At 72.7% G+C, this 14,157-nt stretch carries 7 protein-coding genes; 2 read left to right on the top strand and 5 right to left on the bottom strand.

All coding sequences use genetic code 11. From position 1 onward, the window contains the following. Positions 1 to 28 precede the first annotated feature (28 nt). Positions 29 to 1,066, bottom strand: coding sequence for a rod shape-determining protein (locus E5671_RS17405; protein ID WP_160504892.1), 1,038 nt, complete (start codon positions 1,064 to 1,066; stop codon positions 29 to 31). 250 nt (positions 1,067 to 1,316) lie between these two features. On the opposite strand from E5671_RS17405, the gene E5671_RS17400 reads away from it, so the two are divergent. Beyond that, positions 1,317 to 2,579, top strand: coding sequence for an MFS transporter (locus tag E5671_RS17400; RefSeq protein ID WP_336606054.1), 1,263 nt, complete (start codon positions 1,317 to 1,319; stop codon positions 2,577 to 2,579). A 12-nt stretch (positions 2,580 to 2,591) separates the two neighbouring features. Here the strand turns inward: E5671_RS17400 and E5671_RS17395 are convergent, their stop codons facing one another. From E5671_RS17395 to E5671_RS17380, 4 genes are read right to left on the bottom strand one after another with little or no spacing between them, the layout of a single operon-like run. Next, entirely contained in the window at positions 2,592 to 6,737 is a 4,146-nt protein-coding gene (locus E5671_RS17395) for an SAV_2336 N-terminal domain-related protein (RefSeq protein ID WP_160504891.1), read from the bottom strand. Next, positions 6,727 to 7,743: an AAA family ATPase gene (locus E5671_RS17390; protein ID WP_160504890.1), complete on the bottom strand. Its 1,017-nt coding sequence runs from the start codon at positions 7,741 to 7,743 to the stop codon at positions 6,727 to 6,729. Before E5671_RS17390 ends, E5671_RS17395 begins: the two co-directional genes overlap by 11 nt. 46 nt (positions 7,744 to 7,789) lie before the next feature. Then, positions 7,790 to 9,778, bottom strand: coding sequence for a VMAP-C domain-containing protein (locus tag E5671_RS17385; RefSeq protein WP_160504889.1), 1,989 nt, complete (start codon positions 9,776 to 9,778; stop codon positions 7,790 to 7,792). Next, a complete protein-coding gene (locus tag E5671_RS17380; RefSeq protein ID WP_160504888.1) occupies positions 9,775 to 10,116 on the bottom strand; it encodes a CU044_2847 family protein in 342 nt (113 codons plus the stop codon). The genes E5671_RS17385 and E5671_RS17380 overlap by 4 nt, the downstream gene beginning before the upstream one ends. Positions 10,117 to 10,346: 230 nt before the next feature. Between E5671_RS17380 and E5671_RS17375 the strand changes: the two genes are divergently transcribed. Then, positions 10,347 to 14,075, top strand: coding sequence for a S8 family serine peptidase (locus E5671_RS17375; protein ID WP_160504887.1), 3,729 nt, complete (start codon positions 10,347 to 10,349; stop codon positions 14,073 to 14,075). Positions 14,076 to 14,157 lie beyond the last annotated feature (82 nt).

Below are 14,157 nucleotides of genomic sequence, written 5' to 3'. Positions count from 1 at the left end.
AGGCCTGACCCGGCGAAGTTCAGCCAGATCAGCCGGACAGAGGATTGAGGACCAACGGCTGGATCTTGCCCTCCAGCATCGCCCCGAGCCCCAGCACGGCGCACACGTCGGGCCGCTCGGCGATCGCCACCGGCATCCCCGTCGCGTCCCGCAGCATCTGGTCGAGCCCCGGGAGCAGCGCGCTGCCGCCGACCATCATGATCCCGCGATCGGCCAGGTCGGCCACCAGGTCGGGCGGGCAGTCCCGCAGCACCTTGCCGATGCCGTCGAGCACGGCGGTGAGCGGGGTGTGGATCGCGTCGCGGACGGCGGCGGTGTCGACGTGCACCGACCGGGCGAGCCCCGTGGCGACGTCGCGGCCGTGGATCTCGGTCGACTCGGGACCGTGCGGGGTCAGGCCGTTGCCGCGCAGGGCGAGCTGGAGCGGACGTACCGACTGGCTGGGCAGCATCAGTTCGTGATGGTGGCGCAGGTGCTGGACGATCGCGTGGTCGATGGCCTCGCCGCCGACCGGGATCCGCTGGGCCGTGACGATCGACCCGAGGGAAAGGACCGCGACCTGCGTGGTCGCGGCCCCGCACACCAGGATCATCGTCGCTTCCGGCCGCTCGACGGGAAGACCGCAGCCGACCGCGGCCGCGATGAGCGTGTCCACGAGCTCGACCCTGCGCGCCCCGAGCCCGACCATCGTCTCGACGGCGGCGCGCTGGGCCAGCGGGTCCGCGTCGTGCGGCGTGCAGGCGGCCGCGCGCAGCCGCGGCTTGCGGCGCAGGGTGCGGCGGAGCTTCTCGCCGAGGAGGTGGCGCAGCATGCGCTGGGCCATCTCGATGTCGACGACGGTGCCGCCGGAGACGGGCCGTACGACCCGGATGTATCCCGGCGTACGTCCCGTCATCTGCTCGGCGAACTGGCCGACCGCGATGAGCGCGCCCGTCCGCGTGTTCACGGCGGCGGCGCTCGGTTCGTCGACGACGAGACCCGCGCCCTTCACGAACACCCGGGTCCTCGCGGCACCCAGGTCGACGGCGATGTGGCAGCGGCGCAACTGCTCCAGACTGACGGTCATGGCAGATCCTCCCGAGAGCGCAGACCGTACGGACCGCCGGACGACGGTCCCATCTCGCATCGTGCGGTGGCCGCGGGCGGCGCGCGCGCTGGGCTGAGCCGGGCGGGGTGCCGCCGCACGGGTGGTCTTGATCGCGTCTCGGGCGGCGCAGTTAGCATCCCGTGTGACGCATACGCCCCCGGAAGAAGACGAAGCCGACGGCCCCCACATACCCGAAGCCGACAACAACCCCCCGCTGCCCCCGCTACCAGTGGAGCCCCGGGGGCCCGTCGCGAAAAGGCGGATACTCGCCGATCTGACGCCTTTGCGTACGTCCGTCGACTACCGCCGTCTCTGGGCCGGCAACACGATCTCCTGGATCGGGCAGGCGATGACCGCGCTCGCGGTCTCCCTCCAGGTCTACGACATCACGCACTCCAGCTTCTCGGTCGGCCTCGTGGGGCTCTTCTCGCTGGTACCGCTGGTGGTCTTCGGCCTGTACGGGGGCGCGATCGCGGACACGGTGGACCGGCGGAAGCTGGGCCTCTACTCGTCGCTCGGCTCGTGCGGGCTCTCGGTCGTGCTGGCCGCGGGCGCGTTCGCGGGGTTCCACCACGTGTGGTTCCTGTACTCCGTGGTCGCGCTGCAGGCGGTCTGCGGGGCGCTGAACTCGCCGGCGCGCTCCTCGATGATCCCGCGGCTCCTCCCGCCGGAGCAGCTGCCCGCGGCCAACGCCCTGTCGTCGATCACGACGACCGGGGGCACGATGCTCGGCCCCATGCTGGGCGGACTCATCGTCGGCCTGTGGGGCTATCAGGCGGCGTACACGGTCGACGCGGTGGCGTTCAGCGCGTCGCTGTACGCGATGTGGCGGCTGCCCGCGATGCGGCCGGAGGGAGCTGAGACGGGGGTCCGCAGGAAGCGGGCCTCGGTCCTCGACGGGCTGCGGTTCCTCGCCACGCGGCCGAACCTGCGGATGACCTTCTTCACGGACATGTGCGCGATGGTGCTCGCGCATCCGAGGGCGCTGTTCCCCGCGGTGGCGGTGGTGTGGTTCGGGGGCGACGCGAAGACGGTGGGGCTGCTCGTCGCGGCGCCCGCGGTGGGGGCGCTGCTCGGCGCGGTGTTCTCCGGGTGGCTGGGGCGGGTCAGGCGGCACGGGCTCGCGATCCTGCTCGCGGTGGCCGGGTGGGGCACGGCGATCGCCGTCTTCGGTCTGACGCGGAACCTGTGGCTGGGGCTGTTCTTCCTCGCGGTGGCGGGCTGTGCGGACACCATCTCGATGGTGTTCCGGAGCACGATGCTGCAGGCGGCCGTGCCGGACGAGATGCGGGGGCGGTTGCAGGGGGTCTTCATCGTGGTGGTGGCGGGCGGGCCCCGGCTCGGCGACTTCATCGCGGGGTCGGTGGGAGACCTGGGGTCCCCGGGCCTCGCGGTGGTGGGAGGCGGCGCCGCGTGCGTCGTCGCCGTGGGGCTCCTGGCCGTCAAGTGGCGGGGGTTCGCCCGGTACGACGCGAAGGCGCCGGAGGCGTAGCGGCGCGGGAGTTCACCGGTCGTGGAGCAGGTCGACAAGGCGTGACAGATCGCTCACCGTCGTACGCACTCCGGCGGCGGCCAGTCGCTCGCGGGCCGTGCGGCCCGGTGCGTACCCGATGAACGCGATGCGCAGACTCCGGGCGGCGGCCGCCTCCTCCGGCGAGGAACCGACCATGACGCAGCGGTCCGCCGGGGTGCCCAGTTGCTCCAGCGCCCGGCGCGGGCAGTCGGGGTCGGGCATGAGGAGGGTGAGGTCCTGGGTGCGGCCGTGGATCCCGGCGCCGGGGAGGTGGAGCCCCTTGGCGCCCAGATAGGCCGTCACGGCGCGCGGCGAGGTGTCGGTGACGATGGCCAGGCGGAGGGTCTCAGCGGGCCGGGCCAGGGTGTGCAGGAGGTTCGCGACGTGGGGCGACGGCTTCGCGGTGAGGGCGGCCTGCATCTCGATCTCCTCCAGGCGCGTGTGCAGCTCCTGGGAGAGCGTGCGGCGCCGGGCGAAGGCGCGGAGCACGTCCATGGGGTGGATGCGGTCCGCCGTGCCGCCGGCCGGGCCGGGCTCGGACAGGAGAGGGATGCCGGCCAGTGCGGCCTCGGGGTCGCGCCGGTCGGCGATCAGCGCGGTGAGGGCGCGGGCCGCGTGGCGGGCCGACTTTTCCGTGTAGAGCTGGGCGAGGGTTCCGTCGAAGCCGAGGAGGACGGATTCGATGGTGGCGGGCACCGGGGCGGGGGGCGGCTCGGTGGTGACCTCGCAGTACCAGTCGTCGGACTGAGGCACCGCCTGGAACCGGTGCTGCAGGCGGCCCGAGCGGTTGAGGCGCTCGTGCAGGTCGCTGGAGACGATCACGACGGCGCGCCTGCTGTCGCGCCCGAGCAGATGCCGGAGGCCGGAGGGGAACGCGGGCGCCGAGACCGTCGGGTCCGGCTCGTGGGTGAGGGTGACCCCGAGCCCGAGTACGGGGAAGACGTCAAGGGCGGCGGGCAGTTCGGTGACCGTCGTGGTCAGTACGTGCAGGACGTGCACCTCGGGTGCCACGACCACCTCCCAGCCCCGCGGTCCTGCCCGCATCTCGAACAGGTCGGGGCCGATGCCGCCCCGGATGAGGAGGTGGGAGATCTCCCGGCCCAGGTTCTGCCGTACGTCCTCCTGGCGTCCCGCCGGGCGGGCCAGGTACTCGAAGGTGATGCTGGTCGGCGGGGCGACCGGCTGGTCGGCCTCGGTCTCCCGGTGGACACCCAGGTCGTCCAGCTGGTCGCTGGGGAGTTCCTCTTGGGGGGCCATCACCTCGTCCTCGGTGTAGGGGAACTCCTGTAGGAGCGCGGAGAGTTCGGGGTCGTCCAGCACCGCCGTGCCCTGCTGCCGGTTCAGGTCGTCCCACATACGCAGCAGTGTCTGCCGCAGTTCGGCGATGGCGACGCGGGTCGCGAGGGCCGCCGGGCCGGGGACGTCGATCAACGGGGTGCCGCGCCACAGGCCGAGGGCGGCCCGGACCAGCTCTCGGGTGCGGGTGAAGTCCCCCGCGAAATACGCGCCCTGGGCGTCCGCCGCCAGCCGCTGGCAGTGGAACAGGTCGACGCGGTCGGGCCCTGACGGCAGCGGCAGGGTGTAGCCGTCGTCGTCGGCGATCAGGGTCTCGGGGGCCAGCGTGTTCGCCAGGCGGTGCGCGCAGGCGCGGAGGTCGCCTTCGGCGCGTTCGGGGGCGGAGGGGCCCCAGATCCCCTCCGTCAGTTCGCCGTACGGCACGTTCCGGCCGCGCTGGAGCAAGAGCATGCACAGGAGTGCCTGCTCTTCGGGGGAGTCGATTTCCAAAGGGTGGCCGTACTGGGTGACTTGGAGGGGGCCCAGGAGGGAGTAGGAACGGTCCTGCCGCGGGGGCTCCGTAGTGAGGTTGATCAGTTGGCCGATGCCGAGGTGCCGGCGCTCCGGTTCCTCGGATGCGAGGTCACGCAGGGAGTGCTGCAGGCGCTGTTCGATGTGCTCGGGCAGGGCCAGGCCGTCGAGCGCCAAGGGGAGTTGTTGCGCCACCTGATGCTTGAGTCCGCCGCACATCGCGCCGACGACGCGGCTGAGGGCGCGCAGGTCGAACTTGGTACTCGAGTGCTCGGGGGAGGAGACCTCCAGGCCGGTCAGTACCGGGCCGCGCGCTGTGACGATGACGGACGAGGTGGAGATGGCGCCATGGGGCAGGCCTGCGGCATGCAGGGCACGGACTGCCCCGGCCAGCGGGGGGATCAGTGCCAGGAGCTGGTCAGGGGGGAGGCCGTACGGAGAGCGCGAGAGTCGGTTGCGCAGGCTGTGCCCGTCGACGAACTCACTGACCAGGTAAGGCACGTCGTCCTCGACGCCGAAGTCGAGAACGGCCGCCACGTTCGCGTGACGGAACCGGGAGAGCTCGCGCGCGCGGCCCTCGAAGCTCAGACGCAGCCACTGCGCAGGCTGCGGATAGCGCTGCACCAGCACTGTCTGACCGCCCTGCCGGGTGTCTTGCGCGAGCCATGCCGAGAAGCGTCCGGTCGCTCTTACTAGCCGGTACCGCCCCCCGACCAGGGACGAAGCTCCCCCCAACTGCCGCACACTCTCCGGAGTGACCGTCGCGAAAGGCTCCCCGGCAGGAGCCGCGCCCCCGCCGGGCGAAGACGCCACCGCCCGCAGCACCCCCGGCGCCACCCCCGCCCGCTCGTCGATAAGACCGCCCACCCGGGCGAGCAGTTCCCGCGTACGCCCCCGCGCGGTACGCGGCAGCGTGCGCAGCAGCAACTCCCGTACACCGTCCCGGAATTGATACGCCCCGGCGGCCCCGCCCGAAGAAAGCATCCCGCTCAAAATCACCTCCGCCAGGTGCTGCGGGCGCGGGCGCTCCTCCACCGCGGCCTGGACGAGCCGCATCACCGGCAACTGCGGCTCGCCCACCGCCAGATGGCCCGCCAGGCGGAACGCCTCGGGGGATGCCGTGGAGCGGAAGCGGAGTACGAGGTCCTCGGGGGTGAGGTCCGTGATGTCCGTGCTTCCCGGGGCTTCGGCATCGAGGTCCGGCGGCGGCGGGCCGTGGCCCAGCCACCCCACCGCCCCCGGCAGCCGCGCCCCACCCGCGTCCGCCACCAGCGCCGCCCAGTGGGAGAGCCACGCCCCGGCGGGTTCGAGCACCGGGATCGGTACCGCCCCGGCGGGCGGCGCCTCCGAGGCGGCGTACGGCGTGAAGGCGAGAGCCGCGGAAGGTGCCGCCGGGTGCGTGGCCGAGAGCGAGCCCGGGGTCGTGGGCAGGGCCGTGGTGCGCCAGAGGCGTTCGGGGAGTGGCTGGATCACGGCCACCGGCAGCTGCTCCGCCCAGCGCCGCAGCGTGCGGTACCAGCGGGTGCCCGCCGCGCCGTCCCGCCACTGCGGGCCCATGCAGTCGCTGATCACGAGAGTGACCGTGCGGCCCGAAGCGGGTGCGTGGGCAGCCTGGGGTGGCACCGTGCCGTCCGGTTCGGCCCGGTGCAGCTCCACCGTGCGGAAGATGCCGGACTGGGCGAGCGCCGTGTGGAGTTCGTGGACCAGGGGGCGCCAGATCGGCATGGTGGGGCCCGCGTCGTACACCAGACACAGGCGCAGCCAGCGCTCGTCGGCGGGACGCAGGACCGGCAGCCAGCCGCGCGGGTGGCCGCCGAGGCGGGCGATGCGGTGGGCCGTGGCCTCCTCGTCGATGACCTGGCCCACCGGGGAGGGGACGCGGCGCTTGAGGGGGCGCAGGGCGCGTTGCAGGGTGAGGGGGTGCGTCACCATCGGGGGCACGGGGACCCGGACAGGGGTGTGACCGGCCATGCCGGGCGAATCGGTGGCGCTCGACGGGCCCTCTGGAGTGGCGGGCGTCGCCGGAACGTCACCGCCCGCAGGAGCCGGAAGCCGCAGCGGCACCCGGTCGTCCGGGGCGGGCGCAGGAGCGGCCTCGGCCGGTTCCTCCGCGCCCGTCGGCGACGGGCTCACCGGCGGTGGCGTGGATTCCGTCGGCGGTACGACGGCGGTGGCTTCCTGCCGTTCCGGCGCGTCACCGTCCATCTGCCGTGCCAGCCACAGCAGTTCGGCAAGCTCGATCGACGTGGGCCGTGAGCCGTCCGCCGCCTCCGCGAGGAGATCGGCGAGCCGCGCGACGGGGCCCCGGTGCCGGGGCGCGTCAGAGTGCATCGGGGCCCGGATCCGCGGCCTGCGTCAGATACGGCATCAACTGCCGCGCGAGCTCGTCGCGCGAGCCCGCGTCGACGCCCGCCGCCCCCGTCAGGTAGATCGCGTTCAGGAGCTGGTCCGTGGCGAGTTCACCGCCCGTGCCGCGCTCCAGGAAGCGGGCGATGAGAGTGCGGGCGTAGGCGTCGGGCTCGCCCAGGTGGGCCCGGACGATCTCCTCCAGGTGCTCGTCGCGCGGCTGGCGAAGGCGCAGCGTGACACAGCGGCGCAGGAACGCGGGCGGGAACTCGCGCTCGCCGTTGCTGGTGAGGACGACGAAGGGGAAGGCCCGGCAGCGCACGCGGCCGCGCTCGACCGTCACCGGGTCGTCCGAGCCGTCGGTCAGGAGGTCCGCCTTCGGGGTCTGCTTGGCGATCCGTACCAGCTCGGGGATCTCGTACTGCCCCTCCTCCAGGATGTTCAGGAGGTCGTTGGGCAGGTCGAGGTCGCTCTTGTCGATCTCGTCGATGAGGAGCGCGCGGGGGCGGTCGTAGGGGAGGAGTGCGGTGCCGAGCGGGCCGAGGCGCAGGTGGTCCTCGACGCCCGCGCCGTCCCGCGGCGCCCTCGACCTGGGCGTGCGCCCCGCGGCGTAGAGGCGCGACAGCGGGTCGTACTGGTAGAGGCCGTCGCGCAGGGCGCTGCGGCTCGTGATGTTCCAGCGCAGGACGGGACCGAGGCCCAGCTCCCGTGCCACCGCGTACGCGAGACTCGACTTGCCGCTCCCCGGAGGGCCCGTCACCAGGAGAGGGCGCCGCAAGTACAGGGCGGCGTTGACCAGTTGGACGCAGGTCTCCGTGGCCCGGTAGGTATGCGCACGGTGCACGCGGTCCGGGGATGTCGCCGAGCCGTCGTCCGTGGGCGTGTCGAGGACGGGGCCGCCGTCGAAGGCGCGCCAGGGCGGCGGCGGGGGCAGCCGGGTGATCCCGTCGTGGGGCTCGTTCGTGCCGGTGTAGACGGGCCACAGGGACATGATCGGGGTTCTCCGTATTCGTACGTAGGGATTTCGTACGTCGGGCTCAGGCGACGGGGGAGCGGCGGTGGGCGGCGGGTGCGTCGGGGAAACAGCGCGGGTCGTCCCAGAGGAGCTGCACGTCCCTCGCCCAGTGCGTGTCCGGCTCGTCCGACGCCTCCGCACTCTCGCGCAACGTCAGGATGGTGCGGGGGAGTTCGGCGGGCGGGTGTCCTTCGATGTGGGCGGCGATGCGGTCGAGGAAGTCGGAGCCCGCGCAGCTCTTGTCGCTCCGGTGGCCGGGGTCCTCGCAGCCCGTGCGCGGCCACAGGAGGACCGGCACCGGCGCGGTGAGCGAGACGTCGAAGTGCGTCACGTCGGCTTCGGGCCCGCCGCGGCCGGCGCGTGGCGGCGCCGCGAAGCCCGCCAGGTCCGCGCCGTCGCGCCGCAGCCGGAACCTCAGCTTGTTCGGCTTCTCCTGCGTGCCGCACTCGACGCGGTGCAGAACGGCCGTGGGCCGGTCGTCCAAGTGCTCCCACTTCCGGGCGAGACGGTGGCGCAGACCGCCCTTGCGGCGGGAGCGGTCGGTCACGACCAGGGGGTACGAGCAGCCGAGCGGGGTCGGGTCGTCGGCGCCGCACTCCCAGTGGGCCACCGGCCAGTTGAGCAGCGCTCGGGGCAGCACGAAGGCCAGCAACTCGTCCGTACCAGGGGTGAGATGGGAGAAGGCGTCGTCGACGCGCTCCTGGACGTAGGCGCGGACGTGACCCGCGGCCAGGGTGTGCGAGCCGACGGGGTGGCGCAGGCCCTCGCGGTACGCGGAGACCTCGACCAGGAGCTGGTCGTCGCCCGCCCCGCTGTGGTCGATCTCGATGAGGATGGGGGACCAGGCCGGTAACTCGCCGGGCTTCGGCGGGGCGGGGGACGCGGGGGCTTCGAGCAGGCCCGCGAGGCGGTCGGCGAGGCGCTCCACCGCCTCCGGGTCGTCCACCTCCGAGAGCACGTACCAGGCCGCCGACCACAGCGAGCCGAAGCCCTCCGGCGGCACGGGCGGGCCGAGCGGGCCCACCGCGTCGCGGTAGAGACGCTCCGGGTCGCTGGCGGCGCCGGTGTCCGCCGCCCGGTCCACCAGGGCGCGCAGCCGTTCCTTCGCGGCGCGCTGGTGGCCCGGGGTGGGGATCAGGTCGCCGAGCGGGGGCCAGTAGCGGGCCATGACGGAGGTGGGCAGCATCCGTCCGTTGCGTACGCCGCTGGAAGCGCGGGCGGCGGCCGACACCATGCCCACCACCCGGTTGCTGTCCGCGAGGGTCACCGCCGCGCCGCTGAACCCCGGCGCCAGGGGCTGGCCGTGAGCGCTCCATGCCTCCAGCTGGACCCACTCGTCGGCGATGCGCTGGGCGGCGGTGGCGCGGTACTCGGCGAGGGTGCCCTCGCGGTAGCCCTTGGGGAACCCGTACACGAGGAGGCGGGGGCGGGGCTCGGTGTACGCGTCGTCGGGCGCCGCGAACTCGGCGGGCCGCAGCGGCACGGGGTGCTCAAGCTCCAGGACGGCGAGGTCGCCCAGGTCGTCACCGCGCCCGTCCCAGCCGCCGTGCGCCCCGACGGCGGCGTTCACCGCGCCGAGGTCCTCGCGGTGAGGGAAGGAGACGGTGACGGGGGCTGTGCGGGCGCCGCTGCCGGTTCCGCTGCCGCGGACGACGTGGGCGCAGGTCAGCACGTGCCGCTCGGACACGAGGAACCCGGCGCCGACCTCGCTCCCGCACACGATGCGGGCATGCCACGATGCGCTGCTCATGGGGTGGGGGTGGCCTCCGGGGCGTTGCGGGGGGCGGGCTGCGGGGGACGTGCCGGTATGTCCGTCCTCGCTGTCGTCCGGTGGCCGTGGGGCTGCTTCGGCTCCGGAGCGATGGGAGCCGTGCTCCGGGCAGACATACCGGCACGTCCCCTTGCGTCTCGGTGCCGACTGCGGCTGATCGCTGGTCGCTGCGGGGCAATCGGGTGGGTGGGTGGGTGGGAGAGATCCGCCGCGGAGCGGCGGGCCCGTTCTCAGGCTCATGCCGCGCCCCGCGGCCCCGCGGGCCCGTCAGGCGTCCACGCGAGGCGTACGACCAAGTGGCCCTCCGCCGTGCCCTTCACGATCACCGCGCCCGCCTCCGCCGACATCCGCACGCCGAACTCGATCTCCACCGAGTCCGGGCGAAGGCTGCCGTCACGGAACACCCGCAGCGCGGACTCCGCGGCCGCGCGCGCCCCGGCGAGCGACTCCTCGAAGGTGCGGACCGCGCGGGCGGGACCGTCGCCGCGGGAGATGAGGTGGGAGCCGTGCGTGTCCTCCACGTCGGCCATGACGACCCGCGTGCCGTCGTCGGTCGTGAACTCCACCAGATCGTCCATCAATGCCCCCGTCGAGCCCTCGCCGCACCTGCCAACCGCATTGTTACGGAAGGTCCTCGCGGCTGTCATCCATGTCCCGGGCAACGGACGCGCACGGGTGAGGCTGGCGGGAAGGTGCCCTGGCGGCTTCCCGCCAGCACCCGTCAACACCCCTGCAACACAAGCCCCCCGACACTCTTCGCAGCACCCGGGAACCACCCCCGCCCGGGTCCGACGAAGAGAGGGCACCCATGACCCGATCACCCGCGTGGCGAAGAGCCAGGCTGCTGCCGGCCGTCGGCCTCGCGTTCGTGCTGCTGCCGGCAGGGCACGCGGCTACCGCGGCTCCTTCCGACGCCCCGCAAGGGCGGGCCACCCCTGCCACCCCCACCGCTCACACGGTCACCCTGGTGACCGGGGACAAGGTCACCGTCACGGAACTCGGCGGCGGCAAGAAGACCGTCACCGTCGACCGGCCCGTCGGAGCCACCGGAGCCGTACGGAGCGAGATAGCGGGTGACCGCATCACCGTCGTACCGGACGAGGCGCGCCCCTACCTGAACGCGGGCACCCTCGACAAGCGGCTCTTCGACGTGACGGAGCTGATACGCCAGGGGCTCGGGGACGCGAAGGGCGGCGCGCTGCCGCTCATCGTCACGTACGAGAAGAGCGCGCGCCGCGACAGCGCGGGACCGGCGACGCCCCGTGGCGCCGACAAGGTGCGCGCGCTGCCCAGCGTGGGCGGCGTGGCGGTGAAGGCGGAGAAGGCGGACACGTTCTGGCGGGACGTCGCGCCGGGTGCCGTCAAGTCCCGGCGTGGGCAGGCTGGTTCGGGCGGTGGCCTCGCCGACGGCATCGACAAGATCTGGCTCGACGGTCGGGTCGAGGCCGACATGGCGCGGAGCAACGAGCAGATCGGCACCCCCAAGGCCTGGGAGGCCGGGCTCACCGGCAAGGGCGTGAAGGTCGCCGTCCTCGACACGGGTGTCGACGCCTCCCACCCCGGTCTCAAGGACCGGGTGGGCACGAGCAAGAGCTTCATCCCGGGCGAGGAAGTCGCCGACCGCAACGGCCACGGCACCCATGTGGCGTCGACCGTCGGCGGCAGCGGCGCGGAGTCCGAGGCCGACAAGGAGAAGGGAGTGGCGCCCGGCGCCGAACTCTCCGTCGGCAAGGTGCTCAGCGACGAGGGCTCCGGCAGCGAATCGCAGATCATCGCCGGAATGGAGTGGGCGGCCAAGGACGTCGGCGCCAAAGTCGTGTCGATGAGCCTCGGTTCGCGGGAGGCGAGCGACGGCACTGATCCGATGGCCGCCGCTGTCAACACCCTCTCCAAGGACACCGGCGCCCTCTTCGTCGTCGCCGCGGGCAACACCGGCGCCCCCTCCTCGATCGGCTCGCCCGGAGCCGCCGACTCCGCGCTGACCATCGGCGCGGTCGATTCCGCCGACAAGGCCGCGTACTTCACCAGCCAGGGCCCGCGGTACGGCGACAACGCCCTCAAGCCCGACCTGTCAGCGCCCGGCGTCGACATCCTCGCCGCTCGCTCGCAGCTCGTCTCCGGTGAGGGCTACTACACCGAGATGAGCGGTACGTCGATGGCGACCCCGCACATCGCGGGCGTCGCCGCCCTGCTCGCCGAGAAGCACCCTGACTGGAGCGGGGCGCGCCTGAAAGACGCGCTGATGTCGTCGTCCGAGCAACTGGACGTGTCGGCCTACGAGTTGGGCGCGGGCCGGGTCAGCGTGCCCGGTGCCGTCGACGCGCGGGTCACCGCGACCGGAAGCGCCGATCTCGGCTTCTACTCCTGGCCGTACGGTGACAACAAGCCCGTCACGAAGACGGTGACGTACACCAACTCGTCGGACACGGCCGTGGAGTTGAGCCTCACCGTCGAGGGCGCGGCCGATGGCGTCGCCACCCTCGCCGACAAGACGCTCACCGTCCCCGCGCACGGCACCGCGTCGACCACGGTGACCGGTGACGGCGCGAAGGCCCCCGTCGGCAACACCAGTGGCCGCATCGTCGCGAGCGCCGCCGGGAAGCCCGTCGCGCACACCGCGTTCGGCCTGGTCAAGGAGGAGGAGCGGTACACGCTCACCGTCCGCGTCAAGGACCGTGACGGCGCGCCGACCGGTGCCGGACTGGTCTTCCAGCGGCTCGCCGAGCAGGTCGACCCCGTCCAGGCGGAGGTCGGCGACTCCGGGACGCTGGAGCTGCGCCTGAAGCCCGGGACGTACGCCCTCTCCTCCTTCCTCGACGTGCGCGGCAGCAAGGGCGAGGACTCCCTGGGCCTCGGTTTCCTCGCCGCGCCCGAGGTCGTCCTCGACCGGGACCGTGAAGTCACCCTGGACGGGCGCAAGTTGCGCGAGGTGGGCGTGGACGTCGGCAAGCGGACGGAGACCCGCCAGCTTCTGATGGAGTACGACCGCAAGGCGAACGGCGCCGAGCTGATGGGCGCGGTCCAGGTGCCCGTCAAGTACGACAGCGTCTTCGCGGCACCCACCGCCAAGGTGACCGACGGCAGCTTCGAGTACCGCACCGTCTGGCGCCTAGGCAAGCCGACCCTGGACGTGAAGGGCATCGGCCAGGTGATCGCGCAGCCCGGCGGCACGGTGAGCGACGGCCGCACCAAGCTGCCGGTCGTGAACGTGGGCGGCGGCACGGCAGCCGAGTACGCGGGCAAGGACGTGAAGGGCAAGGCCGTCATCGTGCGGCGGTCCGGCGACAGTGATGTGACGCCGTCTCAGCTAGGTCAGGCGGCCCAGGACGCCGGCGTGAAGGCGCTGTTCGTGACGGACGACGCGCCGGGCAGGCTCAACGCCTGGTTCGGTACGGAGGACAACGCGGACCGGCCGCTGCAGATCGGCACGGTCGACGCGGCGGACGGTGCGCGGCTGCTCGCGGCGGCGAAGGCGGGGCGGGCCGTGGAGACGACGGCGACATCCCGCACGCCCTACGTCTACGACGTGTCGGAGGGCCACAAGGGAGCGGTGCCCCGCGGTGACCTGACGTACGAGCCATCCAGGCGTGAACTCGCCGTCCTGGAGACGAAGTTCCACGCGGTGAAGCCGGTGGCGGGCGGGGAGTTCCGCTACTCCCTCACGGACACCTTCGAGGTCGGGATCGGCTTCCAGGAGAAGATCGACCACCCCGTCGAGCGGACGGACTACGCGTCCTCGGGAGCCGGTCAGCTGTGGCACGAGTCGGTGTCGGTCGGGCCCGGGGCCCTGGAGGAGCGGAGTGGTCTGGTCAGCTACAAGGGCGGCAAGCGCGGCGAGCTGAACTGGTTCAAGCCTGTGTGGCACCCGTGGCTGGGGACCGGCCTCGGCTGGGGGCAGCAGCGGTATGGGAACACGCTGGAATTCAATGTGCCCGGGTGGGGCGATTCCGGTCCCGATCACACGGGGTTCGGTGACGTGTGGAACGACGACTCGATGACGCAGTTCACCGAGGTGTACGCGGACGGGGAGCTGGTCGACCGGCGGCAGAGCTCGGGTGTGTACGTGTGGGACGCGAATCCGGCGCTGACGACGTACAAGGTCGTGACGGATACGACCCTGGACCCCGAGCGGTGGCGGCTCGCCACGAAGGGCCACTCGGAGTGGACCTTCAAGTCGAAGGAGACGGCGAGCGACAGCAAGAGTTTCCTGCCCTTGCTGAACCTCGGGTTCGACGTGGACACGGATCTCGCGGGTGACGTCCGGGGCGGGCGGTCCGTGGAGGTCGGGATCTTCTCCGAGTACGTCAAGGGGGCGGTGGACACGGGCGTCATCGGGGGCGGCAAGCTGGAGGTCTCCTACGACGACGGGAAGAGCTGGAGGGGCGTTGAGCTGGACCGGGACGGCCACAAGGCCGCCTGGGGCGGGAAGTTGAGGGTGCCGGCTTCTGCCGGATTCATTTCGCTGCGGGCCTCTGCGAGTGATGACCGGGGTGGTTCGGTCACGCAGGAGATCATTCGGGCGGTAGGGGTGCGGTAGGGGTCACCCGCGACGCAGGCCGGGCCGGACAGCCGGCCCGGCCTGCTCACTCTCGGCACAGGGACGTAATGAGAGCGTTACG

The organism is Streptomyces sp. BA2, assembly GCF_009769735.1.
Lineage (GTDB): Bacteria > Actinomycetota > Actinomycetes > Streptomycetales > Streptomycetaceae > Streptomyces.
This window is presented reverse-complemented; position numbering and strand designations above follow the sequence as displayed.

Bases quoted from the DNA above. Each gene is read 5' to 3' on its own strand.
- E5671_RS17405 (WP_160504892.1), bottom strand. From the start codon at position 1,066: ATGACCGTCAGTCTGGAGCAGTTGCGCCGCTGCCACATCGCCGTCGAC.
- E5671_RS17375 (WP_160504887.1), top strand. From the start codon at position 10,347: ATGACCCGATCACCCGCGTGGCGAAGAGCCAGGCTGCTGCCGGCCGTC.
- E5671_RS17385 (WP_160504889.1), bottom strand. From the start codon at position 9,778: ATGAGCCTGAGAACGGGCCCGCCGCTCCGCGGCGGATCTCTCCCACCC.
- E5671_RS17390 (WP_160504890.1), bottom strand. From the start codon at position 7,743: ATGTCCCTGTGGCCCGTCTACACCGGCACGAACGAGCCCCACGACGGG.
- E5671_RS17395 (WP_160504891.1), bottom strand. From the start codon at position 6,737: ATGCACTCTGACGCGCCCCGGCACCGGGGCCCCGTCGCGCGGCTCGCC.
- E5671_RS17380 (WP_160504888.1), bottom strand. From the start codon at position 10,116: ATGGACGATCTGGTGGAGTTCACGACCGACGACGGCACGCGGGTCGTC.